The 26,108-nt window shown below is 26.9% G+C and carries 22 protein-coding genes, 4 tRNA genes and 2 other RNA genes; 14 read left to right on the top strand and 14 right to left on the bottom strand.

The window, feature by feature from the left end; all coding sequences use genetic code 4:
• Genes EI91_RS00815 through EI91_RS03490 form a run of 4 tightly spaced genes read left to right on the top strand, consistent with a single transcriptional unit; the run spans position 1 to position 7,657 of the window.
• Positions 1-1,521 carry an MSC_0619 family F1-like ATPase alpha subunit gene (locus tag EI91_RS00815; RefSeq protein WP_036451985.1) on the top strand — a complete coding sequence of 507 codons (1,521 nt, stop codon included), beginning with the start codon at positions 1-3 and terminating at the stop codon, positions 1,519-1,521.
• Positions 1,521-2,879, top strand: a complete 1,359-nt coding sequence (locus EI91_RS00810; protein ID WP_036451984.1) for an MSC_0618 family F1-like ATPase beta subunit — start codon at positions 1,521-1,523, stop codon at positions 2,877-2,879. The genes EI91_RS00815 and EI91_RS00810 overlap by 1 nt, the downstream gene beginning before the upstream one ends.
• Before the next feature lie 12 nt (positions 2,880-2,891).
• The gene (gene mip / locus EI91_RS00805; protein WP_036451983.1) at positions 2,892-5,123 is read left to right on the top strand and encodes an Ig-specific serine endopeptidase MIP; all 2,232 of its coding nucleotides are present in this window, start codon (positions 2,892-2,894) and stop codon (positions 5,121-5,123) included.
• A gap of 8 nt (positions 5,124-5,131) precedes the next feature.
• The gene (locus EI91_RS03490; RefSeq protein WP_051789152.1) at positions 5,132-7,657 is read left to right on the top strand and encodes an MIP family Ig-specific serine endopeptidase; all 2,526 of its coding nucleotides are present in this window, start codon (positions 5,132-5,134) and stop codon (positions 7,655-7,657) included.
• Between the two features lie 28 nt (positions 7,658-7,685).
• Here EI91_RS03490 and rnpB read toward each other — a convergent pair.
• From rnpB to EI91_RS00780, 4 genes are all read right to left on the bottom strand, one after another.
• An RNA gene (gene rnpB / locus EI91_RS03565) (RNase P RNA component class B) lies at positions 7,686-7,956 on the bottom strand.
• A 33-nt stretch (positions 7,957-7,989) separates the two neighbouring features.
• Positions 7,990-8,934: a DNA polymerase III subunit delta gene (gene holA / locus EI91_RS00795; RefSeq protein ID WP_036451982.1), complete on the bottom strand. Its 945-nt coding sequence runs from the start codon at positions 8,932-8,934 to the stop codon at positions 7,990-7,992.
• A 526-nt stretch (positions 8,935-9,460) separates the two neighbouring features.
• Positions 9,461-10,045, bottom strand: a complete 585-nt coding sequence (locus EI91_RS00785; protein ID WP_169738027.1) for a ComEC/Rec2 family competence protein — start codon at positions 10,043-10,045, stop codon at positions 9,461-9,463.
• A 167-nt stretch (positions 10,046-10,212) separates the two neighbouring features.
• On the bottom strand, positions 10,213-10,725 hold the full coding sequence (locus EI91_RS00780) for an MAG0490 family ComEA-like DNA-binding protein (RefSeq protein ID WP_036451976.1): 513 nt from the start codon (positions 10,723-10,725) through the stop codon (positions 10,213-10,215).
• 431 nt (positions 10,726-11,156) lie between these two features.
• On the opposite strand from EI91_RS00780, the gene smpB reads away from it, so the two are divergent.
• The 5 genes from smpB (at position 11,157) to EI91_RS00755 (ending at position 14,920) form a co-directional block, all read left to right on the top strand.
• Positions 11,157-11,588: an SsrA-binding protein gene (gene smpB / locus EI91_RS00775; protein WP_036451974.1), complete on the top strand. Its 432-nt coding sequence runs from the start codon at positions 11,157-11,159 to the stop codon at positions 11,586-11,588.
• A 4-nt stretch (positions 11,589-11,592) separates the two neighbouring features.
• Positions 11,593-11,974: a transfer-messenger RNA gene (ssrA, locus tag EI91_RS03560) on the top strand.
• A gap of 3 nt (positions 11,975-11,977) precedes the next feature.
• A tRNA-Thr gene (locus EI91_RS00765) sits at positions 11,978-12,051 on the top strand.
• Between the two features lie 125 nt (positions 12,052-12,176).
• A complete protein-coding gene (locus EI91_RS00760; RefSeq protein WP_036451970.1) occupies positions 12,177-14,132 on the top strand; it encodes a DNA topoisomerase subunit B in 1,956 nt (651 codons plus the stop codon).
• A gap of 29 nt (positions 14,133-14,161) precedes the next feature.
• The gene (locus EI91_RS00755) at positions 14,162-14,920 is read left to right on the top strand and encodes an MAG0110 family membrane protein (protein ID WP_036451968.1); all 759 of its coding nucleotides are present in this window, start codon (positions 14,162-14,164) and stop codon (positions 14,918-14,920) included.
• Between the two features lie 49 nt (positions 14,921-14,969).
• Here EI91_RS00755 and EI91_RS00750 read toward each other — a convergent pair whose 3' ends face one another.
• Positions 14,970-15,905 carry a MurR/RpiR family transcriptional regulator gene (locus EI91_RS00750; protein WP_036451966.1) on the bottom strand — a complete coding sequence of 312 codons (936 nt, stop codon included), beginning with the start codon at positions 15,903-15,905 and terminating at the stop codon, positions 14,970-14,972.
• A gap of 177 nt (positions 15,906-16,082) precedes the next feature.
• Between EI91_RS00750 and EI91_RS00745 the strand changes: the two genes are divergently transcribed.
• Positions 16,083-17,987, top strand: coding sequence for a M13 family metallopeptidase (locus EI91_RS00745; protein ID WP_036451965.1), 1,905 nt, complete (start codon positions 16,083-16,085; stop codon positions 17,985-17,987).
• A 101-nt stretch (positions 17,988-18,088) separates the two neighbouring features.
• On the opposite strand, the gene rplT is transcribed toward EI91_RS00745, so the two are convergent.
• Genes rplT through infC form a run of 3 tightly spaced genes read right to left on the bottom strand, consistent with a single transcriptional unit; the run spans position 18,089 to position 19,271 of the window.
• Positions 18,089-18,439, bottom strand: a complete 351-nt coding sequence (gene rplT / locus EI91_RS00740) for a 50S ribosomal protein L20 (protein WP_036451964.1) — start codon at positions 18,437-18,439, stop codon at positions 18,089-18,091.
• 60 nt (positions 18,440-18,499) lie between these two features.
• Positions 18,500-18,688: a 50S ribosomal protein L35 gene (gene rpmI, locus EI91_RS00735; RefSeq protein WP_036451962.1), complete on the bottom strand. Its 189-nt coding sequence runs from the start codon at positions 18,686-18,688 to the stop codon at positions 18,500-18,502.
• Entirely contained in the window at positions 18,669-19,271 is a 603-nt protein-coding gene (infC, locus tag EI91_RS00730) for a translation initiation factor IF-3 (protein WP_036451960.1), read from the bottom strand. Before infC ends, rpmI begins: the two co-directional genes overlap by 20 nt.
• Before the next feature lie 448 nt (positions 19,272-19,719).
• Between infC and EI91_RS00725 the strand changes: the two genes are divergently transcribed.
• The 3 genes from EI91_RS00725 (at position 19,720) to EI91_RS00715 (ending at position 20,861) form a co-directional block, all read left to right on the top strand.
• Positions 19,720-19,803: transfer RNA gene (locus tag EI91_RS00725), tRNA-Tyr, on the top strand.
• A 3-nt stretch (positions 19,804-19,806) separates the two neighbouring features.
• Positions 19,807-19,881 (top strand) — tRNA-Gln (locus EI91_RS00720).
• A gap of 68 nt (positions 19,882-19,949) precedes the next feature.
• Complete coding sequence (locus tag EI91_RS00715; RefSeq protein WP_036451958.1) at positions 19,950-20,861, top strand: ROK family protein; 912 nt, start codon at positions 19,950-19,952, stop codon at positions 20,859-20,861.
• Between the two features lie 56 nt (positions 20,862-20,917).
• On the opposite strand, the gene EI91_RS00710 is transcribed toward EI91_RS00715, so the two are convergent.
• The 6 genes from EI91_RS00710 to proS form a co-directional block, all read right to left on the bottom strand.
• Positions 20,918-20,992, bottom strand: a tRNA-Trp gene (locus EI91_RS00710).
• 23 nt (positions 20,993-21,015) lie between these two features.
• Entirely contained in the window at positions 21,016-21,228 is a 213-nt protein-coding gene (locus tag EI91_RS00705) for a phosphopantetheine-binding protein (RefSeq protein WP_036451956.1), read from the bottom strand.
• Positions 21,229-21,251: 23 nt separating this feature from the next.
• Positions 21,252-21,683: an MHO_1590 family protein gene (locus tag EI91_RS00700; RefSeq protein ID WP_036451954.1), complete on the bottom strand. Its 432-nt coding sequence runs from the start codon at positions 21,681-21,683 to the stop codon at positions 21,252-21,254.
• Between the two features lies 1 nt (position 21,684).
• On the bottom strand, positions 21,685-22,794 hold the full coding sequence (locus tag EI91_RS00695; protein ID WP_036451952.1) for a hypothetical protein: 1,110 nt from the start codon (positions 22,792-22,794) through the stop codon (positions 21,685-21,687).
• Positions 22,787-23,188, bottom strand: a complete 402-nt coding sequence (locus tag EI91_RS00690; protein WP_036451950.1) for an MG284/MPN403 family protein — start codon at positions 23,186-23,188, stop codon at positions 22,787-22,789. Before EI91_RS00690 ends, EI91_RS00695 begins: the two co-directional genes overlap by 8 nt.
• 194 nt (positions 23,189-23,382) lie before the next feature.
• Positions 23,383-24,825, bottom strand: a complete 1,443-nt coding sequence (proS, locus tag EI91_RS00685; RefSeq protein WP_036451948.1) for a proline--tRNA ligase — start codon at positions 24,823-24,825, stop codon at positions 23,383-23,385.
• A 131-nt stretch (positions 24,826-24,956) separates the two neighbouring features.
• Between proS and EI91_RS00680 the strand changes: the two genes are divergently transcribed.
• On the top strand, positions 24,957-26,057 hold the full coding sequence (locus EI91_RS00680) for an SLAC1 family transporter (protein ID WP_156954220.1): 1,101 nt from the start codon (positions 24,957-24,959) through the stop codon (positions 26,055-26,057).
• Positions 26,058-26,108 lie beyond the last annotated feature (51 nt).

Raw genomic sequence — 26,108 nt, 5'->3', positions numbered from 1 at the left:
ATGAAACAACCTATTATTACTGCGATTTTTGACTATGTAATTGAAATTTCTGGTAAATTTAATTACAAACAAAATCAAATTTTTAAAGTCAAAAATCAAGACACACTTATGTTAGTTATTTCAGCTACAGATGAAAAAGCATTCTGTTTAGCTGATCACAACCTTGGTCAACTTGCTGTTGGACTAGAAGTAGAAAGCATCCAAGCTTCTAATTTAGTACAAACACCAAAAAATGTTTTTGGGAAAATTATTGATGTCCAAAATAGAATTTTATTCGGAGAAAAAACTGAATTTAATTCATTTTATGATAATGAAAGCAAAATTTTTACTGCTAAAAATACATTATTAGATTACCAACCATTAACTGAACAACTTTATACAGGTTACATTTCAGTTGATTTACTTATCCCAATTGGAAAAGGACAACGTGAGTTAATTATTGGAGATCGTAAAACAGGTAAAACACATTTAGCTTTAAATACAATTATTAACCAAAAAGGTAAAAACGTTAAATGTATTTATGTAGCTATTGGACAACAACAAACACAAGTTGCTGAAGCGTATAAAATTTTAAAAGATAATGGTGCTCTTGATTACACATTTATTATTGATGCATCATCAAGTAATCCATATGATCAATATTTTGCTCCATATGTAGCAATGGCTCATGCTGAAAATATTTCATATCACGATGATGTTTTAATTGTGTTTGATAATTTAACAAATCACGCTAATATCGTACGGGAAATTGCTTTATTAATTAACAAACCAGTTGGAAAAGAAGCTTTCCCAGGAGATATGTTCTACATTCACTCTAGATTATTAGAAAGAAGTGGTAAATTTGTTGGACGTAAATCAATTACCGCTTTACCTATTTTACAAACCGTTGAAAATGACATTACTTCACTAGTTGCTTCAAATATTATTTCTATTACTGATGGTCAAATTGTTACAAATACAGATTTATTCGCTGCTGGTAAAGTACCTGCTATTAATATCGATTTATCAGTTAGTCGTATTGGTGGAAACGTACAAAAATCATATATAGCTAAAGTGGCTTCTGAAGTTGGAAAACTTTATAAATCATATAAAAGACAAATTAAACTCTCATCATTAAAATATGATTTAAATGATGAAACAGTAGCTTTAATTACTAACGGTGCTTTAGTTGAACAAATGTTCATTCAAAAAGGTATTTCAGCTTACACTGAAAAAGCTATGTTTTTAACTTCAAAATTAATTACTTGAGGTGTTCTTAAAGGAGTTACAAATATTCAGCTTGCTTTAACATTTATTGATCATTTAATTAAAAAAGATAGCTTAAGTCACCAAGTTTTTGAAAACTTATTAAATAACAAGCAAAATGATGATGAGCTAGCTAAAAACTTTTTTGCTTTTGCTCTTAGTCAATTTAGCAATCACAATGAGTTAAATTGAAAAATTGCATTAGAAGGTGAATTTGTTCCGCTAGATAAAAACTTAATTGCTAACATTTCACAAGAAATTATGGAGGAAAAATAATGATTGGAAAAATTTCTAAAATTTGAACTGATGTTGTTGAAGTTTATTTTGAAAATGACTTACCTAAAATTAATGATGTTTTAAAATCAGATAACGATCGAACTTTTTTACTTGTTAAAAAAATTGTTAGCAAAAATAACTTATTAGCAATTATTATTCAATCAGATGAAGAATTATCTGTTAACCAAACAATTTATAGTACAGGTAGCTCATTTTTAGTACCAGTTGGTAAAGATGCTAAAGGTAATGTTTTTAATGTTTTAGGACAATCGTTAAATCCAGATAGTCAAGCAATTAAAAAGACTGTTGAAATGGATTCAACAATCATTCCTAATGTAGATTATGCTTTTGAACCTACTATCATGCAAACAGGAATTAAAGCTATTGACTTCTTTATCCCAATTCTAAAAGGTTCAAAAATTGGTATCTTTGGTGGAGCCGGAGTTGGTAAAACTGTTTTAATGAAAGAAATTATTTTCAACCTTTCTCAAACTCAAGAACGTACATCTTCAATTTTCATTGGAGCTGGTGAACGTTCAAGAGAAGGTGTTGAGCTTTACCAAGATTTATCTAAATCTAACTTGATGAAAGATTCAGTAATGTATATTGCTCAAATGAACGAAAGTGCTGGTGCCAGAATGAGTATTGTTCCGGTAGGTATTACAGCAGCTGAATACTTTAGAGATACAAACAAAGAAAATGTTTTATTATTCATTGACAATATTTTCCGTTTCTTACAAGCAGGAAGTGAAACTGCTGCTTCATTAGACAAAAAAACTTCTTTTGGTGGATATCAAGCAACTTTAAATACTGATATTTCACAAGTTGAAAATAGATTATTTACTAATCAAAACGGTGCAATTACAAGTTTCCAAACTGTTTTCTTACCTATGGATGACTTAACAGATCCATCTGCAGTTGCGGTATTTAGTCACTTAAATGGTTCAATGGTTCTTTCACGTGATGTAGCTTCAAAAAATATTTATCCAGCTTTCGATCCGCTTGAATCAACTTCAAGTAGTGTAGATCCAAAAATTATTGGTGAACGTCACTATAATGCTATTTTAGAAGTGAAAAAAGTTTTACAAAGATATAAAGAACTTGAAGATGTTATCTTAATTTTAGGGATTGATGAACTTGATGATGAATCAAAAATTATTGTTAAGAAAACACTTCAACTTCAAAACTTTTTCTCACAATATTTCTTTACAACTGAACACTTTACACATGAACCTGGAGTTTTTGTTTCACTAGAAGAAACAATCGAATCTGTAGAAAGAATCTTAGCAGGTGAATTTTTAGATGTTTCACCAAGAAAATTCTTATACATCAAAACTGTTAATGATATTCAAAAATAAAAAGGATTTTTTATGAAATATTTTAATTCAAAAAAATACTGAAAAAAATTATCTTTAGGTGTTGCTCCTTTAGGAGTGATGCCTTTTGTTGTTTTATCAGCTTCTTGTGATACCACAAGTGAAAATACTAACCCTAATACGGATTCTGGTGATAAAAAAGAAACACAAAACGATCCAGAAAATACTCAAAATCCAAGTGAGAAAAATCCAACAGAAACAACTGTAACAAAAACTGATGAGTATTCATTAGTTCCATCAGATTTTAAATATGTTACAAACGATAAAAATCAAAAAACACTTAAGGATTACGTTGATGATGAAGTTCATTATTATTCAGAACTGCGTAATCGCCTTGGTGATAATTTTAATAGCAAAGTTCTTTCATTTTATAACCAAGTCAATCAAAATGTTATTTCAAACTTTAATAATAAATCAAATAATACTTATGCACCATATTACTTAGATTCATTAGCAAAAAACTTTTCAGTTGTTGATAATGAGAATAATTTAGTATTTAATCCTTTAAAGTATTCTCTTAAAGGACCATATCGTAAAGCTACAGCTGGTGATCGTGGAAGAACTAGAATTTTTCCTAATCAGTATTATAAAAATGCTGCTCTTGAAAGCTATTCAATCACTTTTTATAACACCAATGAAAAATTACGTTCAATAGGTCCAAGTATTTCAGAGCAAAGAGTAGAATTTGGAACTGCTTGAATTTTAGATTACCAATTAGATCCTAGTGGAAAATATCCTCAAAAATGATATTTAGCAACTAACTTACACGTTGCAAATGCTTTTGTTACACCTAAAAAAACAGGTGATTTATATACTAACGAACCTAAATTAGAAGAAGAATATAACGCACTTAAAGCTGCATATCCTGAAGAAAGAAAATGATCAGAAAAATATTTAGAAATTGATAAAAAAATTAAAGAATTGACACTTAAACAAGGTGAAAATTCACCAGAAGTTATCGAGTTACAAAAACAATTATTTTACAATAACGTTCCTGGGCCTGTTGCTTTAGCTTATGATAAAGCAAAAAGAGCTTTAGATAAAGCTGAAGAAAGTGTAAAAGGTCAAACATTTAGAATTACTCTTTCTCACTTTAATAAAGATACACCAATTTCAGATGTACCATTTAACATTACAAACCGTGATGTCAATATTGACACCCTTGCCTTAACACCTGATCAAGTGAAAATCGTTTACGCTGGAACTAACTTCTTAAACACTAATCCAAGCGATTATTTATCTGCTTCAAGTAAATTTAGTAATTTACAAGAAATGGCTGATTTTGCTGTTTTAGAAATTGATTTTAGTAAGCAAAAACCAGCTTTTGGTGAAACTAAACTTGGATTTTCTAAATATAGAGGAAAAAGTAGCTACTACGATACTGTTGAAAGTTTAGATGAGCTTGTTAAAAGAATTACTGCAGATTACGCATCAAAACCACTTAGTGAGCAAAGCAAACCTGCAAATTTTGATGTACTATCAAAATACGAAGAATTAACTAAAGAAAAATTAAATGTTAATTACGAAGGTAAAGAAATTAGCATTCCTAAAATTAAAGCTGATTTTATTGCTGTAGGTTTTCCAAATGCTGCATCTGATAATTCAATTAATACACAGGAATTAACTGAAGAAGAAAAAATTAACTTAAAATATACTACAAGCTTTTGAACTAATAAATCTTCTGATTACACTAAAGGTGTTGAGGAATATGGAAATAGCCTTTCAAATTCATTAGTTTTTAGAAACTTTATTGAAAAACCAGGAATTACTGATATTACCATCACTTCACCAATTATTAATGATCAAGCCGATACTGGTTTTGATTTAGGAAATTTCAAAGAAGTTAATAGTCCATATCAAGGAAATGAATACGTTAACCATGGACTAGGTTATGTATTAACTAGTTGACAACCACTTCAAGGTGCTAGTGGAAGCAGTGTTCGTGATATTGATAATAATATTGTTGGTATTAACTTCGCTTCAGCTGATGCTTTAGGTATTTCTTTAGTTTCATTAATTCAAGCTTTACGTTCTCCAGGTCATGACTACAATGGTCAATATGGGAAATATAATTTACAGCAATATGATTTAATTTTTGGTGGTGGTAAAAATCAAAGAACTTCATATCGTGAAAAATTAGATCAAATGTATGGAAATAATTATAAAACTAAGTTATTTACTAATGGTGCTGGAACAATTCCGGAAGAATACAAATTTCAAAAATAAGGTTTAGTATGCAAAAAAAGTTTAAAAAAATTCTGAAAACTGCTACTTTAACAGCAGCTTTAGCACCAAGTTTGTTGCTAAGTGCCTGCTATAATGTTAGTGAAAAAAATATTTCAAAAAATAGCGGTGTAAAAGATAATAAAGCAGTTGAAGTAGAAGCTCTTAAAAATGAAATTGCTGATATTAGAAATGATATTGCTAACTTAATTAATGAATATGTTGAAATTTTTAACAGTGTTGAGCCAACCGAAGAAAAAATTCAAAATATTAAAGTTACTATTCCACAAAAAGAAAAAGAAATTAAAAATTTAAAGCAAACAGTAGAACGAAATACTAGCAAAATTAAAGATGAGTTTGAGAAACTTGAATCAAATAATAATTTAAATGATGAAAATAGAAAATTAATTGATCAATTATCACAATATGAAGTATTAACTGATGAACAATTAAATTCTTTTAATGATTCCATTAAAAAGCAAATAACTGATTTAAACAATTTAATTAAATCGATTATCGAAGATACAAAAAAATTAAAAGATACTCAAAATGAAGTTATAAGCTTAAATAATTCATTAGCTTTTTTAAGCAATCAATTTTTAGAAAGTGAAAGCAAACTAAATATTTGAAAACTTAGAATTCAAAAATTACAGGAAGTTATTTTTGACAAAATTGATTTAATCGAAACTTATGGAGAAGTTTCTCAAATATCAAAAGCTGATATTCGTGAAGCAGTTAACCCAATTTGAGTTCCATTCCCAAGAGCTAATACTCCAGATTCTTCTGAACCAGATAATTCACAAGGTTCAGCAGGATCAACACAAGGTTCAGCAGGATCAACACAAGGTTCAGCAGGATCAACACAAGGTTCAGCAGGATCAACACAAGGTTCAGCAGGATCAACACAAGGTTCAGCAGGATCAACACAAGGTTCAGCAGGATCAACACAAGGTTCAATAAATAAAGACAATAATAACAATCCTAATCTTAATAATAATCCAGGAAGCTCAAATAAGCCTAATCAAGAACCTCCAAAATTCCCTGATTTTCCAGGATTTCCGACCTGAAATTTTGGTTCTCAAAGTAACTCTGATAATTCTTATCCAGATTATGTTTCTGAATTTCAAAAAGCTAATGCAGAGGATATTTATAGAGAAATTTATGATAGAACTTTTTCATTTAAATATTCAATTCAAGAAAAAGGTGGATTTAAAGTTTCTGATATTTCACAAGGTACAGCTTGAATTTTAGATTTTCATAAATATACCAATAGTGCAAACAAGTACAAAATTTTCATGGCAACTAATATGCACGTTTTAGATCACTTTTCAAATACCTTAAGCGATCAATTAAATAAACAGTTAAATTATGAAGATCCTACAGGTGCCAAAGTAGTTGATTTTTCACTTGGTAAAACTCAAAATGTACCATCATTCAATTCAATTCCTAATAATTCATATGCAAGTCATATAAGTGAAAAGGGTGGTGATATTCAGTATTATAATTCAACACAACACAGTGCTTTATCAAGTCCGAAAATTGTTTTTGCTGGTGTTGATTTCTTAAACAAAGACATATACACTGGTAAAACTCAATGATTAGAGAAAAAACAACAATATATTGATGAAATGCAACCAAAACCTGGTGTTCAATATGCTGATGACGATAGTGAAAGAATGAGATTATCAAAAGAATATGCTCAAAAAATTGATTATGTTCCATTTTACGTTGATTTTGGTATTTTTGAATTTGATGTTGATTTAGATCAAATTAGCGATAATAAACTAAAAGAATGATTGAAAAAAGGTATTGAAGCAACAAGTAATTATATTAAGAGAATTAATAGTACTAAAGTTCCAAACCACATTACTGGTGATTCATCTTTACCATTTTTAACTGTTGATTATCTAGCTAAAAGTAAAAATGCTATTCCAAGTAAATATAGTTCATATTCTGATAAAGCTTTAAGCAATGCACAAAATGTTTATATTGCAGGATACCCTAGAAATAATGGTTCAAAAACTTATTGAATGCAAAACAATCCAACTGAAAGAGAATCTAAAGAAACTTCATATTTTAGATCACCTAAAAATAGTGAAGCTTTTGCATATGCAACTAATGATGTAGAATCAAAGGTTGCTACAGGTAATGTAGATTTATATAAAGAAGTTTGAAATCGTCCGCTTCTTAGTTTTTATGGTTATAACTATAATATTAAATTTTCATCATTGTATTATGGAGCATCTGGTTCAGTTGTATACAATGATTTTGGTGAAATTATCGGAATTTATAATGGTGTTTCTGCTGCTGTTAATTTCGGTGATTTAATGAAAAATGGTACTTTCGCTCCCTTAGTTCAGCTTGGTGACATCCAAGAATACGGGAATACAGTTTATGCTTATAATTTACTTGATGGAAGCGATAAAACAATTTTTAAAAACCAAAAAAATTCTTATCGTGAAAACTTAAAAACAATTTATCAAACAGGATTTTCAGACAATAGCAAAACAACTGCTTTATTCCCTAAAGGATATTAAAAAATGCACCATAAGGTGCATTTTTTACATCGTAAGCCGTGTTCTGTTCCTATCTAAATAGGCGTCAGTAATTTATCTAGTGCAATGCACTCTCAGAAATTGTTCAATTCCTATTCTGAGTTCCTCTACCATAATTTGAGTTTCTAGCTCATGGAGTTTACCGCGTTTCACAATTCTCGTCTCTGTGGCACTTGTCGTCTATGCTTAAGCTTATTGGGCTTAACATGAACACTACCACCATCTCAGGTGGTGCTAGCACGGACTTTCCTCTACATTAAATGCAGCTACTGACTGATGTATTTATATGTTAACAAATTTTTTAAAAAAATAATTTATTTTGCAAAATTATCGATTAAAAACTGTTCAAATACAACATCAGGATCTAACTGTAAAGTTTTTAATTGGATATCCATTTCCGCTAAATTTTTAATAATTTTCTGAACTTTTTTAATACCAAAATGATTGAGTTGATCTATTGCTAACTTAATTCTGTACTCATTTACTTTAAGATATGCTGCCATTTCTTTTTGATTAAAATTAATTTTTTGTAGGCTATAAACTTGGTTCACTAAAACAAAAGTTCATGAAACTTGCGCAATTAGTTGGATAACTGTATCACCAAGAGCTTTTTGATTTAAGTACTGAGAATAAATTTCATAAAAATCGCCTTTTTGAACAGCATTTATAAAAGCAAAGGCACTAGCTATTGGGTATTTAGTAATATTTTCATCAATTATTTTTTTATCAATATTTTTTGATAGCAGTAATAATTTATCAATTTCTTGAATTATTAAAGTTAAATCGTCAGGTAATTTTTCTAATAAATAAAAAACATCTAAATAATTAATTTTTCCATTGTGCAATTCAATATAGTTTCTAATTTGATCTGGTAAATTTTTTTTATCTATTTTAGTTGTTTCTTTAATAATCAATTTTTTGAGTTTTAAAAATTGTTCTGTAAAGAAATTTTTTGAAAAATTTTTTTCATTAAAAATAAAAACAAATTCATCCATCTCATTGTTTGCTAAACTTTTTAAAAGTGTTTCAGCTTGTAAAAGCTCCTTTTTATTTAGTTTTTTAGCTTTTAAAAATGGAAATTCATAAATTAAAAATAAACGTGGTTGACTAAATAAATTAGTAGCATCAATTTCGTTATTTAACTCATCAATAGAATAATTATCATTAAAATTAATAATTTCTTTATTTTGATACTCGTTTTTTAATTTTGAAATCTCTTTTCTTATAAAAAATGGTTCATCTCCGTATAGTAAATGCATGATTAAATTTTAACATTTTGCTATTAGAAATTAGTATAACTTTTACCTTTTTCACTATAAGTAGGAATTAAGTATAAATAAATTAGACAATATAAAATATATTTAATATTACCAACTTGATAATTTATATAAATATTAAAGGAATTTAAGAAATCAATTACTGAATTAACTAAAAACATTGAAATTTTAGCAATAGGTAACATATAAAAGGTAAAAAATAAAACATACATATTTATTTGCACGACAAAAGATAAAACTAACTGATAAATAAGAGAAAAAATAGAAATTTGAGTATTATTTAAAAAATAAAGTAAAAATGAAAAACATCAAATTTTTATAAACATTTTAATCTTTGAATCTTTTTTCAACGAATCATAATTACTGAAAATCACAAAAGGAATTAAGTATGAAAAATAAAATCCAATTGATCTACTTAAATGAATATTAATAATTAAATGGGCTAGCGAAATATAAAAAAGTAATTTTTCATTTGAATTAAAATATTTTCCAATAAATTTGATTTTATTTAGGTACCTAGAAAATAAAATAAAAATAAAGCTGCGAAAAGAACCAATTGTATAACGTGAAAATCAAAAAATAAACAGATTATGAAACAGGATAAAACTAATTTTTTATCAAACTTTTTTGTGATTTTTACTAATAAAATATAAATGATATTGTAATGCAAACCACTAATAATTAGTAAATGAATAGAATTAAGCTCATTGATATTTTGAATTAAATTGTTTTTTAAATTGAGATAATGTCCAAATAAAACTGGTAAAACGTATTCTTTATATACAAAATCTAAGTTAGTTAAATATTTAAAAAAATAAAATCTTAAATCATAATTTTGTTTTTCTTCAAAATTAACAGCTTTAACTAAAATATCATATTTTGAAAGTTTGCTAAATTTCTCGATTTCAAATTGTCCAGCAATATTTTGATATATCTTTCAGTTTTGATTTTCTTGATTTTTATGAATAATGTAGTTGTTAAGCAAACCATCTTTAATTAGTCAATATTCTTGTTTTTCTTCATATACTTTAAGATTTAAATATGTTATTTTATTGTTGGTAAGAAATTTGCTATAAATTGAAAAATAGAGCAAATAAATTAATAATATTGCTAAGCAAAAAACAAAAATTTGCACTCTAAACTTTTTAAAAATTATAAGATTAAAAAGTACTAAAATAATACTAAAAAATAATGAAATATAAGCTTGTGTAACAATAAAATTAGAAAATAAGCTGATAATTAAAAATCAATTGAAATACATTAATCTAATATTAAAATAGATTTTAATTTTTGAATATCCTTGTAATCAAAAATATCAGAATCGACTATATCATTTCATGTTGGAGTATAACTTAACTTTTCTTTTAATTTTCAAATATTGTCAGCAGTTCTATCATCTAATCCTAAGCTAATTAATTGTTTTTTACCCAGTATATTAAATCAAGAAATTTTATTTTCTAATAAAGTGGGTATAAAAATTTCTGTATTTATAGGTGCTAAATCATTAAGTTTAAAAGTTCTTAAATCTGCATTAGACTTTAAATTAACTTTAAAAAATAATTGTCTATAAGTTAAGGTTTCTTTAGTTTTTATTTGGTATTCTTTTTCAACTGCACCGATAACTTTATAGCTATGTTCAGTTTTAATTTTTGTTGTATGATAATGACTATTAGTTTGGGTTAAATAATTATTAGCATAGTAAATACCTATTGCAAAAACAGGAATCATAACTATTATTAAAATTTTGCTTATTATTTTTACTTTTTTATTCATACAATTAATAATTATTTTTTCCTGATTAAAAAACTAAAAAAAGACAAAAAGAAAACCACATTGCTGTGGTTTAAAAATTATTTTGTGATTATTTAATTTAAATTATACAATAAAGATTTTGAGAATTTAATTGTATGAGATTTATTAATTCAGAAATAAAAACAAGTTGTAATAATAAATTGAGTGAATTGCGACGATTCACGTTAAAAAGAATTAAACAATACTTTAAAAAGTTAATATAAACATGTTTAAAAATAAATTAAATATAAATAAAATTTACGATAATACCAAAATTGTTTTAATAAACAGTGGGTGGGCCTTAAATATAGACCCATATAAAATATATACTATTTTTTCACTTTTAGTTTAAAAAAGTTAAAAAATATCTTTTATTTTGTTATTTACAGCCTGAATATATTAAAATTAAAAGTATGAAAGTGGTTAGTCAGAACAAAAAAGCACATTTTAATTATGAAATTATTGAAAAATGAGAGGCTGGTATTGAATTACAAGGTTGAGAAGTAAAAACCGCAAGAGCAAATCAAATTGATATTTCAAACGCCTATTGTTCGGTTTACAAAAATGAAATTTTTTTAAAAGAAGCTTTTTTTAAAAGTTATATGTTGCAAAAAAATGATGAATTTCGCATTCGTAAATTATTAATGCATAAACGACAAATTCGTTATATTAAAGAAAAAAGTGAACGTGAACAATTAACGGCAATACCATTAAAAGCATATTTTAACAGTAATTCACAATTAAAAATTGAAATTTGCTTAGCTAAAGGGCTAAAAAAATATGACAAACGTGATAAAATTGCAAAAGAAGAAACACAGAAAAGATTAAGAAATTTTAAATATTAATTTTGGGGATGTAATGGCTTCGACATTATTGTGTTTTATTGCACTGCAGTAGTGTGGCAGACTATAATTGCTACTAGGCTTTTCTAAACGGAAAAACTGAAAAAGAAGCTGAATTTTCATTCAGCAACCCAGCATTTGCTGGTTCACAAAACTTTGCATTCGCTTAATTAACGCGTCAAAGTCATTTTTAAATGATTCCTTTAGTTTAAAAATGAGTCTTAAAGGATAGCTTAAAAAACTGAACATTTTTTTAAGCGAACTTTTGTTCAATCATTACTTTGCTTTTTGTTTGTTTTAGCGGTAATGATTATAAAAATAAACTAAACTGTAGATGTGTGATAATTATGCAATAGTGGACACGAGTTCGATTCTCGTCATCTCCACCATTTGCTCCTTTAGTTAAGTGGTATAACGGTTGACTCGTAATCATCTATCGCAAGTTCGATTCTTGTAAGGAGCACCAAAAAAGCTAAGTCAGTGTTGTAAACACAATTTTGACTTAGCTTTTTTCTTATCAATAATTTAGTATAATTTAAAATAATTAAATATATTTATATATTTAATATTTTAAAGGTATTGAGGAGAGACATGTCAGAAAAAGTAAAAAATAGTTATGATGCAAGCAATATTAAATATTTAGAAGGTTTAGAACATGTTCGTCTTAGACCTGGAATGTATATTGGAACAACTGCTAAAGCAGGTTTACACCACTTAGTATGAGAGATTGTAGATAATTCAGTTGATGAATGTATGGCTGGATATGCAAATAAAATCAATATTACTATTACAAAAGATGAAAATATTATAGTTGAGGATAACGGTCGTGGTATTCCTGTAGGTCCACATCCAAAATTTGGAATTAGTGCACTAGAGGTTGTTTTAACTAAGTTAAATGCTGGTGGTAAATTTGAATCAAATGCTTATAAAGTTAGTGGTGGATTGCACGGAGTTGGAGCAAGTGTTGTTAATGCTTTAAGTGATAGTATGAAAGCATGAGTAAAAAGAGATGGTAAATTGTTTTATGCAGAATTTGAAAATGGTGGTAAAACTAAATTATCAACTCAAATAATCGGTGAGCTTAAAGATTTAAGTGAAACAGGTACTACAATTCAATTTCATCCAGATTTTGCAGTTATGGAAAAAAATTCTTTTGATAAAGAACTTATTATTGACCATGCAAAACAAATTGCTCACTTAAACAAAGGGCTTTATGTTAGTGTTACCGATGAACGTGATAGTTCATTTGAAGAATTCCAGTACGATAACGGAATTATTGATTATGTAAAAGAATTAAATGAAGGATATAATCCTGTCAACAAAGATATTATTTATGCAGCAAATGAATATACTGTTGGTTATCGTCCTGATGATACTCCTATAATTATTGGTGTTGAAGTTGCATGTCAATACTTAACAGATTTTTATAGAGGAAATATTATTTCTTATACTAATAACATTTCAACACACGAAGGTGGTACCCACGTTTCAGGATTTTATGATGCTTTAATTCGTTTAGTTAATAACTACGCAATTGAAAAAGGGTTTATTAAAACTGATTCAGAAAAATTTACTCGTGAAGATTTAAGCGAAGGTCTTACTGCTGTAATTTCAATTAAACATCCAACACCTCAATTTGAAGGACAAACAAAAGGTAAGTTAGGTTCTAAAGACGCACGTATTGCTGTTAACCGTGTATTTTCAGAAGTCTTTGAGCGTGTTTTAAATGAGAATCCAGATTTAGCTAAACAAATTATTAATATGGCTACAATTGCACGTAAAGGAAGATTAGCTTCTAATGCTGCGCGTGATAATGCTCGCAGAAAAAGTGCTTTTGATAATGGAGGATTACCTGGTAAATTAAGTGACTGTACTTCAAAAAATGCTGAAATTAGTGAACTTTATATTGTCGAAGGTAACTCAGCTGGTGGTAGTGCAAAAATGGGACGTGATCGTAAAACACAAGCAATTTTACCACTGAGAGGAAAAGTAATTAATGTTGAAAAAGCTCGTCAAGAGCGTGTTTTAGAAAATGAAGAAATTATGTCGCTAATTACAGCGCTTGGTACTGGACTTGGAGATACTTTCAATATTAATAAATTAAGATACCATAAAATTGTAATTATGACTGACGCTGACGTTGATGGTGCTCACATTCGTACTTTACTATTAACTTTCTTTTACCGTTATTTTAAACCTTTAATTGAAAATGGATTTATTTATATTGCTCAACCTCCTTTATATAAGATTGCACAAAATAAATTTGTTGGTTATGCTTATAATGATGAACAAAAAGAAGAAATTTTAAGTCAATTAAATCCAAACCAAAAAATTACAGTCCAAAGATATAAAGGTCTTGGAGAAATGGATCCAGAGCAATTATGAGAAACTACAATGGATCCTGAAAATCGTAAAATGTTGCAAGTCCAAATTTCTGACGCATATAAAGCTGATTTAGCCTTTAGTACTTTAATGGGTGAAAATGTTGAATTGAGAAGAGAATTTATTGAGAAAAATGCTAAATTTGTAAAAAACATTGATTTATAAATTTAGTTAAATTTTAATATAATTAACTTATGAATAATTTTAACGAAAATACTGGTATTAATACCGAGCTCACTTTTACTGAGCAAAAATTAAGAAATAAATTTTTTGGAATTATATTAGCAACCTTTTCTCTTTGTTTAGTTTTAACAATAGGAGTTGCATTTGGGTTTTCTGCTTTTTTAAGCACAGAATATGGTTATCAATTATTTATTGATAACAGCTGAAAGTTTTTAATAGCTTTTTTAGTTTTAACTATTTTAACAACATTAATCATATGGACTTTAGAAAAAATGAAGCGTATATTTTTATTTCTTTCCGTACCTGTGTTAGTTTTACATTTTGGTTTTTCAATTGGTTTAGGTTTAGTTTATATGAAATCAGAAATGACTGAAGCTACTAGTTATGCTGTTTATGTTATTTTATCTTTATTTGTAATCCCTGCATTAGCTATCTTAGTTCTTGGTTTTTTAGGATATACTCAAAAAGTTAATTTACAAAAATTAAAATTTGTTGCATGACCTTTATTTATTGTTTTTATAGTTCTAGCTATTATTTCTATCTTTGTTTTTAATTATTGATTAGAAACAGTAATCTCTGTTATAGGTATTCTATTAATTAGTTTTTCTATCATTGTTAATTTCACAGTAATTAGAAAAAAAGCTGATAATATATCTTTTATTGGCGAAAAAGAAATTGCTAGAGAAGGTATTTACTATGGAATTGATATGTTTATTTTATATGCAATTTTAGTACAATACTTATTAAGAATTTTTAGTGGTAACCGTTAAAAAGTTGGATTATCCAACTTTTTTATTTATAAAAAAATCATAGCTTACACTATGATTGATTTTTTTTACGTGATTTTAAAACTTCTAGCTGTTTAATTGAATCTTTAAGATTATCACAAGTCATTTGCTCATTTCAATTAGCAATATTATCACGCATAATTTTATATTTATTAGCTTTTTCTTTGTGTGAATAAATAATCATTCCGAAAATAATATCTACTAACATAAAACTGCTAACTTTTAAACCTGTAGGAACTAAGCGGTATTCTTCTTCAATACCAACAATTTCTAAAATGTTTCGTGCATTTTTGCATAAATCTTCTGCTCGAGAAACTTCTGAAGTTCAAACACTATAGGTAATGTTCATTCTTTCAAGGTGCTCGATAATTTTTAAAACTTCTGCTGTTTTTAAGCCGCTAGAAATTAAAGTAACATGTGTTTTAGCTTTTAATGTTATTTCTGAAGAAAAAAATTCATGAATAGAGTCTAAAGCATAAATTGAAATTCCTAATTTACGCAATTGCTGTGAAAAATAGCGTGCAATATTACTTGAATCTCCAATTCCAAAAATAATATTAGGATAATGCTCAATTACAGTTTTAGCATATTGAACAATTTTTCTTTGATTCATTCCATAAATATTATATGTTTCGGAAATAGAATAATTATATAAGTTAAACACGTTTGAAATAATATCCGCACTATTTAAGTCTTCACCCTCTTTTAAGAAACGACTAACACGGGAAATTTTAGAAACACGTTCTGCTACATAAATTTGTAAGTCCCTAAAGTTTTTAAATCCTAACCTTTTACAAAATCTAGTAATTGTAGGTTGTGAAATGTTTAAACTTCTAGATAAAACGGAAGAGTTTCAGTTTTTAAATTGCTCTGGATGATTTTCGATAAAATCTAATAAAACTTTGAAATTTTCATTAGATTCTTTGATTTTTTCAGTTTTCTCTGTTTCAATTAAAGTTGGTCTCATTTTTAAATATTGCTCCATATTTTAAATAAGTATATATTAATTTTATCATAATTACCAATAAAGCTATTTTTTGTGGAAAAAGCTTTCAATTTTATGTGAAATTTACAGATAAATAATCATCTAAGTAGCTTACAAATTAGTTATAATTACATTATTAATAATTATTAAGGAGAAAAAATGACAAGAAACTTAAAAGATGACTTTTACGAGTATGTTAATGAGGATTGAGTTAAATCAGCACAAATTCCTGCAGATAAACCTTTAACTAGTGCTTTTGCAGAAATGGATTTAGAGCTTGAAAAATTACTTAAAGACTTAGTGAAAAAATGAGCTGAAAATCCTACGACTATTCCAGATAATAAGCACTTACATCAAATGATTAAATTATACAAAATGATTTTGGATACTAAAATGCGTGACAAACTAGGTTGATCAAAAGCTAAGAGTGTTTTAGATGAAATTTTAGAGCTTAAAAGTTTTAAACAAATTGCTGATAATTTTAAAGAATATGAGTATAAATTTAGTAGTTTACCAATTTCGTTTGGTGTTTCACAAGATTTTGTTAATAATAAAATAAAAGTCTTATGAATTGGTGAACCAGGAACAATTTTACCTTCTAAAGAAAATTATGAAAAAGAAGATAAAGATAAATTTTTATCAGTTTGAAGAAAAATGAATTATGAGCTCGCAATTGATTACGGGTTAGAATCAGAAGTTGTTAATAAAATGTTAGATGAAGCAATTAAATTTGATGATTTAGTTAAAAATTATGTTTTATCTAGTGAGCAAAAGGCTGATTACGTTTCACTTTATAATCCAAAAGAATTGGATTACTTTAGTAACAAATCAAAATATTTTGATTTAGTAAAAATTGGTAAAGAGTTAGTTAATAATAAAGAATTAAAACAAATTGTTTTAGATAATACGAATTATTTGGAAAACTTAGATGTTTTATATAATGAAGATACATTCAAAGGATTTAAAGCATTAATGTTTTTCAATAATCTAAGATCAAAAGCACCTTATATTACAGAAAAAACTCGTGAAATTGCTTCACAATATCGTAATGCTTTATATTCTATCGACAAAGTTAGATCATTAGAAGATTTTGCCTACGACACCATTTCAAATTACTTTAAAATGCCATTAGGTATGTATTATGCTACTGAATATTTTGGTAAAGAGGCTAAAGAAAACGTAGAAAAAATGGTTGCATCAATGATTCAAATTTATGATTCACGTTTAGCAAGCAATAATTGATTATCACCAGATACAGTTAAAAAAGCGCGTTTAAAACTTTCTAAATTAGGAGTTATGGTTGGTTATCCTGAAGAAATCGAAACATACTATGATAAGTTTATTTTTAAAGATTACTCTGAAAATGGAGATTTAGTTACAAACTTAGATTTAGTAAGTAGGATTTTAACAGAGCATGCATACAATCAATATTTAGAATTAACTAATCCAAAATTATGAAGTATGTCACCAGCAATGATTAACGCTTATTTCCATCCTTTCTTTAATCATATTGTCTTTCCTGCTGCAATTTTATCTTATCCATTTTATGATATTAAACAATCAAGTAGTGCAAACTATGGTGGGATTGGTGCGGTTATTGCACATGAAATTTCACACGCTTTTGATAATAATGGTGCACAATTTGATGAGAATGGAAGCTTAAACAACTGATGAACAGAAAACGATTATAAAATGTTCAAAGAAAAAACACAAAAAGCTATCGAACTTTTCGATGGTATTGAAACAGAAGTTGGTAAAGTTAATGGAAAATTAACTGTATCAGAAAACATTGCTGATATGGGTGGTTTCTCATGTGCACTTGAAGCGGCTCAAAAAGAACCTGATTTTAATGCGAAAGAATTTTTTGAAAACTGAGCAAGAATTTGAAGAATTTTATGTAAACCTGAAGCAGCAAAAAGAAGATTAGAATCTGATCCGCATGCTCCAGGAAAACAAAGAGCTAACGTTCAATTATCTAACTGTGATTTGTTTTACAATGAGTATAATATTACAGAAAATGATGGAATGTATGTAGCTCCAGAAAAAAGAGTAAAAATTTGATAATTAAAATTATTAAAAAAAGCCGACATTTAATTTTGTCGGCTTTTTATTTGTTTATGAATTTTAATAAAAAAGTTGAGTAAAACTCAACTTCTATAAAATAATTAAGCTTGTTTTGCAATTTCGATTAACATTGAAAATGTTTTAGGTTCGTTAATTGCTAATTCTGAAAGCATTTTACGGTTAATTGATACATTAGCTTTTTTAAGTCCGTTAATAAATTTTGAATAACTTAATCCTTCAGCTCTAATAGCTGCATTAATACGAGCGATTCATAATTTACGGTAGTTTCTTTTAACTTGTTTACGGTCTCTGAAAGCGTATGTTCAACCTTTAACAACTTGTTGTTTTGCAACTTTGTAACCGATTGATTTGTGTCCAAAGTACCCTTTAGCTAATTTTAATCATTTTTTACGTCTTGCTCTTGTAACTGTTCCACCTTTAACTCTTGCCATAAATATTTTCCTTTCTTAAATAATAAATATTTTTTATCTTGAAAAAATAAATTAACAAGATTAGATTAATGCTTTAAATCTTTTAAGGTCACTTCTTGACATTAGAGCAGATTTACGTGATTGACGTTTTTGTTTAGTTGTTTTGTTTTGTGCTAAGTGTGAACGGTAAGCCTGCTCACGCATAATTTTACCAGTTCCAGTAACTTTAATACGTTTTTTTAACGCACTTTTAGTTTTCATCTTTGGCATTTAATTCTCCTTCTTTAGTCTCTTGACTTTGTTCTTTTAGATATTTAGCGATTTTTTGCTTATTTGGTTGGAGATTCATATCAAGAAAACGGTCATTGACAAGTTTTGGTTCTGTAGATTTATCAGCAACATCTTCTAATGTAGCATAAAACCTTTCGAGTGTTCCTAATCCTAAGTCTTTTCTTCCGATTTCACGACCTCTTAATTTAAGTGATACTTTGATACGGTCACCTTTTAATAAAAACTCACGAGCTTTACGACTTTTAGTCAATAAATCATTTTCACCAATCATCGGTGTTAAACGAACTTCACGATTTTGAATTATTGTTTGTTTTTCTTTTAATTCTTTTTGTTTTTTCTTACGATCGTATTTAAATTTACCGTAATCAATAATACGAGCAATTGGTTTTGGTGATACACTAATTAAAACTAAATCCTTACCTTCGCTTTTAGCGATTTCGATAGCTTCTTTTGTGTATTTAACACCAATTTTTTCTCCTTCTGCTCCTAAAAGAAAAACTTGTTTAAACGGAATGTTTCCGTTAACGTAATGTTCTTGTTGTGGTTTTTTCTTGTCTTGCATATGCTCCTTCAAATAAATAGTGGTTAACCACCTCCCTACTAAAAAAGGTATCAGAATTATTGATACATTAATTGTAGCTAAACCCAAGGCTATGACCATCAGGTGAGAAGTGAAATTCTACTTTTCTGCAATTATGTTATTTATTGCTTTTATATTTTAGCATATATTAAGTAAAACCAAAACCTACAACTTAAAAGGTTTTTCATAAAAAAGTGACTTTTAAACCTAAAAACATACATTAAAAATAATATTTTAATTTTGCTATAAAAAATATTTTAATTAATAATTCAAAATACCTTATTTAATTAAAATTTATTTTTTTCTTCAAAAATTTGATAAAATAAATTTGCTAATTTATTTACTTCAATTTTATATTTTGATTGTTCTAGCAAAAAAATAAATTTTATGAATATAATTAAAATTGTGGTATAATAATTAAGCACTTTATGGGAGGATAGCAAAGCGGCCAAATGCGGGTGGCTGTAACCCACTTTCTTCGGATTCGGGGGTTCGAATCCCTCTCCTCCCACCATTTTGTCCTATAGCCAAGCGGTAAGGCAGCGGGTTTTGGTTCCGCCATGCGTTAGTTCGAATCTAACTAGGACAGCCATATCGTCGTAAGGCGATTTTTTTATTGCTTTTTAATTTAAACTATTCATATTTTTTTATAATTAAAATATGAAAAAATATGATTATTCTGAATTTGCTGCAGTTGATATTGGTGGAACTAATACTAGAATAGGTTTTTTTAATGATAAAGGTGAAATTATTAAAAAAGAAAAGACGAATACTGATTATAATTTTGCTGAATCAACACTAAAATGAGTTGTAGATAAAATTAATCAATACGAAATTAAATACTTAGCTTTATGTATTCCTGGACCAAGCGATTATGAGCAAGGAAAAGTTTTAAAAAGTCCTAATTTAGGTGGTACTTGAGAAAATTTTGATGTTAAGAATTATTTATTAAAAAATTCAAATTTAATTGATATTTTATTTGAAAATGATGCTAACGCTATGGCATATTCAAATCATAAAGCACATAATTTAAAAAATAATGAAATATCACAATTTTTTACTATCTCAACAGGTTTTGGGGCAGGATTAATTATTGATGGGAAAATTTTTCATGGTAATAAATATTATGCACAAGAAATTGCACAATTACCAATCTCTGAAAAACCATTTTTAGGTGATCATAGATTAAAAAATCCCTTCGCTTTAGAGTTACATTGTTCTGGAAGTGGTATTGAAACAAAATCTAAATTTTTTAAATTATCAAATTCTTCTGGAGAAACATTTAAACTAGCAAGCGAGGGAAATGCTTTAGCTTTAAAAATCATTCAAGAAGCTAAAGTATCTCTTGCACGTATGTTTTCAATATCTGCAGCTATGATAGCTCCCAATTATTTTTTTATTGGTGGAAGCTTAGCATTAAATCAAAAAACTTTTGTTTTAGAAGCGTTTGAACTTGCTAAGAAATATAGCGATTTAAATCATTTTAATGACACTAAATTAATATTTGATAAATCAGGAGATGATTCTGCTTTATTTGGTTTATACCACTTAATTAAAGATAAAAATATATAAAATAGCTACCGATTGGTAGCTATTTTATATTTAAGTCCATTTTTAAAATAAAAAAATGGCAGGAGTAGCAGGATTCGAACCCACAACACACGGGGTTGAAGCCCGTTGTTCTACCGTTGAACTATACTCCTAAGCAAAGTAATTATACCACAAATTACTTATTTAAAAGAGAAATTACATCTTTTATGGTTTTAACTTTACTTAGTTCTTCATCGGATATACGTGTGTTAAATTCTTGTTCTGCTTCAAAAATCAACATTGCAAGATCTAATGAATCTATTTTTAAATCAGAAATTAAATCATCAGGATTTACTTTTCTTTTTGCTAATTTTTCAAATGATTTTAAAACTTTTTCTTCTATTTTCATAATTTTATTATATTGAATTATAACTATTCTAGAAAAATTTTATAACTTTTATATTCTGGTTCACTATCAGAATTTAAATATTTTAAATTTAATATTATGTAGTCGTCTTCCTTTGTATTACCTTTAACTATTTCATAGTCAAAATCAATATTACCTTCTGTTTCTTTAAAACGAGAAGTTATATTCTTGATTATTTGTAAAACGATTTCATTATCAATAAATTTAAGTCCGGTTGCATCATTTTTGACATACATATTAAATGTATTTGCTTTAATTTTTGGGAAACTATTTTTATTTTTTTCTGTTGTTCTTTTCTTGAATTTGTCATCTTCTTTAATCCTTTTTGTGTTATATATTTTTGAGTTGTATCAATAAATACCAAAGCTAATTGCTGATAAAATAACACCTACTGAAAAAATAGAAATTATTATTTTTAGTTTTTTTGAATAAAACATTTTATTTTTTTAAAAATCAAGAAAATTGTCAATCAGACTTGGTAATAATTTCTTGATACTTAGACATATCAAAACTAAAACGATATGAATTTTGAATAATAGGTTTTATTTCTTCGATTTTTAATTCTTTATTTTTAGGAATATAATTAGCATCAGTTCAATTTATTGAATTTTTAAAATTGCGTGCAACTTGTGCTTCAAAAAAATCAGTGTTTAAGATTAATGCGGTTTGCATATTCCCAGTAAAACGCTTTGGAACTTGCAAGCCTTTAATTACTGTTATATCTTTGGTTAAAATCAAATCATCTTGCGTTAAATTAGCTTCAAAATTGCTATTTAAAACTAAATCAAATATTTGTTTTGAATTATCTGAATTTTTTAATTCCTTAAGTAAAGGAATTTTAGTTTTAACAAATGGTAAAAAAGTAAAATTATCAGCTTTAAATTTAAATAGACCTTTTTGTGATTTATTTTGATCCTTATCAATAACACTTTCTTTTTGCCTAACAAAGAAAATAATTTCTGCTATTGATTTAGTAAATTTATCATAAAATAAATCATTTCATTTGATTTTGAAAACAGCTTCTGAATAGTAAATTTGAGTTTTTTCTTCCTTACTAAAACAAATTGCTGTATAGTATGGAAAAATTATTGAATTATATTTATATATGTTTGAAATATTGAGTTTAATTTTTTCAAATGGTGAAAAAAGAACGGCATATTTACAAAGTATTTTATTTGGGTACTGTTGACTGTAAATATGTAAGTCCAATCTTTCTATTTTATCAAAAGGTATGTCTGCATCTTTGCTAGTTATTTGTGTATTACTTTTAACTTTGGAATTTTGAATAATTGGCTTTTGATTTATATAGAAATCAATTTTTCAATTTTTATAATCTCTTATAGATTTAATATTTAAATCAATATTTGAATTTTTAATATTACTAGATAATATTTTTTCAATACCGAATTTAATTTTTAAACCGATAAAATCAAATTCGTTTTTTAATTTAGGATCATCATTTATTTCGTATTTTGTGTCCAAATATTGATTTTGTATTTTAAACTCATTTTCAAAACTTATTGCATAAATATCAGCTTCACTATACATCAAAATTATTAAAGTAGAAATTAACGAATTCTTTTACTGCTAGTCTTTTCTTCTTATAAAAGGTTGTTTTTGAAAAATAATCTAAGTATCAATGTGGATTATTGCTAGATTCACTATCTAAATGACATTTTTCTATAATTCAAGCATTTTCTTTATCCATCATACTTAATATTAAAGAAATCAAACTACCTTTACCATTAAGCTTTTCTTCGATTAATTTCATTTGTTTTTGAATTTCTAAATCGTTTACCTTATTCATCAATTCGTACTTTAGTGTGAAAAGGTCATATCGAAGTTGTTTTCGGTACGCTTCATATGTCCTAAAAACACTTTTAAGAAATTCAAGTTGTTGTGTATATAATTCATCATCATCAGATTTATTATTTGTTTTCATACCACTCTTTTCATTTTGTGGATTCTTAATAACTTGCCCTCCTAATTTAAATATTAAGAAAAGAAAAAAGTGCCAATAATGGCACAGTTGTATATTCAACTATTAAGCATTAATTTAATATTTCAATAAATTTACACTTAAATTTACATTTTTTAAAAAATATACCACAGTTAATAGTGGTATTTTAAATATTACTAATATGCTTTAGCAAAAATGACATAACGATTTGTTCTTTTTTTGCAGTCTTTAAAGATACATTCAACATCTTTTTCAGGTTTGTCAATAACTTTTGGAATACATCTTGTAGATGCACCTGTTTCTTCTTTAATTTTTTCTTCAGCAGCGCCTAGACAACAAAATGGAGCTGTAACAAATTTATTTTGAGCAATTTCTTTTTTGAAATCTTCATAGTTATAAACGAAAACAGTATTATTTTTTAATCTTTCTTCTGCTTTTTCATAAAGATTATTATGAATTTCATCAAGTAGAAGTCCTACGGTTGTTTTAACGTCTTCAACTTTTACTAAAATTTTATTTTCAACATCATCTCTACGCACAATTGTAACCATATTATTTTCTAAGTCTCTTGGTCCTATTTCTATTCTTAATGGAACACCTTGAATTTCACTATTTGCTGCTTTAAAACCTGGATTTTTGTCTGTCGAATCTAATCTAACTCTAAATTTAAGATTTAAATCTACAAAAAGTTTTTGAGCAACTTCTGAAACTTGTGGAGCTTTTTTGTTGAATAGCTCTAAAATATCAACCTGAACTGGTGCGACTCTAGGAGGTACAATAATTCCTCTGTTGTCTCCGTGTGTCATAATTAAGGCACCAATTAATCTTGTAGTAACACCTCAAGATGTTTGGTAAACATATTCTTGTTGATTTTCTTTATTTCTAAAAGATATATTGTAAGCTTTTGAAAAATTTTGAGCTAGATAATGACTAGTTCCAGTTTGTAATGCTTTTCCATCTTTCATCATAGCTTCAATTGTGTATGTGGAACAAGCACCAGCAAATTTTTCGTGTGGCGTTTTTTTACCAACAATTGTTGGAATAGCTAAATAATTTTTTAAAAATTTAGCATATGTACTAATCATCAAACGAGTAAATTTTCTTGCTTCTAGCGGATCTGAATGACATGTATGACCCTCTTGTCACAAGAATTCTCTAGTTCTTAAAAAAGGATTTGTTGTTTTTTCTCAACGAACAACGTTAGCTCATTGATTATAAATTAATGGAAGGTCATTGTATGAATTAATTGAACTTTTGAAAAATTCAGCAAATAAAACCTCTGATGTTGGACGAATTACTAATTTTTCACTTAATTCACGATTTCCAACATGTGTAACAGTTGCTAATTCAGGATTAAATCCTTCAACATGTTCTTTTTCAATTTCGAATAATGATTGTGGAATAAAGAGTGGAAGATAAACATTTTGAACACCTTTTTCTTTAAAAATAGCATTTAAATTTTGTTGAATTAATTCTCAAATTCCATAAGCATTTGGTTTGAAAATTAATGTACCTTTTGCAGGACCATAAGCAATTAAATTACCATTTTTAACAACATCTGTATATCATTTTGCAAAATCAGTTTCTAATGGTGTTATTTTTTCTAATTCTTTTTTCATATTAAAAATTTTACATATTTTAATTAAAAAAAAATAAAAAAGTATATTTTTACTTATTAAATAAAACTTTTATTTTTAATTAGTGTCAAAATTATTTTTTTAGTTATAAAATTTTATTTGTTATGAAAAACTTGAATAAATGAAAAAACGTGCCACTTGGAATTAACTCAATAGCATTAGGAACTATGGGAATTGCAACATCTCTTTCTTTTTTATCTACTGAGTTTTTTGAAAGATTTTTTGCTACACAAACAACAATTAATAATTTAAATTATTTTTTACTTGCAGTTTATATTCTGTGCATTTTCATTTGTTTATTTTATTTATTTTTTGTTATATCAAAATATCTTATTTTAAAATTTCAACATTTACCAGACGAGTTTAATAAACCAACCATGGTAGGTTCTATTGGTGTTACTTTACTTTGTTTATGTATAATTTCCAATTCTATCGGGTGAATTATCACAACATTCGTTATCGATCCAAACACAAGGTATTATTCTTTAATTTTTCCTAATATTCTAGTTTTTCTAGCTAATGTTTTTCAATTAATTTATATGTTTTTATTTTTCAAAAAGTATATTTTAGGTAAAAACTGAACAAAAGAAAAAGCTTATGGTTCTTGATTTGTTCCTTTAGTTGGAATTGGTATTTCGGCAGCTTATGCAGATCATTTAGGTGATGTTTTACCAATTTGATACTGACAAAGTATATGATTTTTATCTTTTTTATCTTTTTTATTTACTTCACCTATTTTCTTATACCGTTTTCTATTTAAACCACATACAGATACAAAACATATTCCATCCATGGCTATTTATTCATCTCCAGCAAATATGCTTGGGTTAGGATTTTTAGTGGCTTTTAATCCTGATAGAGGTAAAGAATTACAAAGTAATTTTTTAAATAATGAATATTGCTATCAGGTAGTTTCTATCTTTTTGTTTTGCTGATCGATTTTAGGTGTTTTAATTTATGCAGTAATTTTTGTAAAATCAATGAAGATTAAAAATTATTGATTTACTTATGGAGCATTAACTTTCCCTGCTTCGGTATCTGCTAGTGGAACAGCATATTTTGCTCGCTATTTATTTCTAGAGCATTTTACTGCAATTTATTGATTTTTATATATTGTTGCAATAATTTTATTTTTTATGAGTTTATATGTAGTTATTTACCTAAATTTTAAATATATGAAATTATTAACTCAAATTTTTAAAAAGAAGTTTTAAACCTAGTTTTTTAAAGCTAGGTTTTAAATTGCTAATTATACATATTTTTTA

The sequence above is a fragment of the Mycoplasma buteonis genome (assembly GCF_000733865.1).
GTDB lineage: Bacteria > Bacillota_I > Bacilli_A > Mycoplasmatales > Metamycoplasmataceae > Mycoplasmopsis > Mycoplasmopsis buteonis.
The sequence above is the reverse complement of the archived record's forward strand: the minus strand, read 5'-3'. Positions and strand labels throughout refer to the sequence as shown.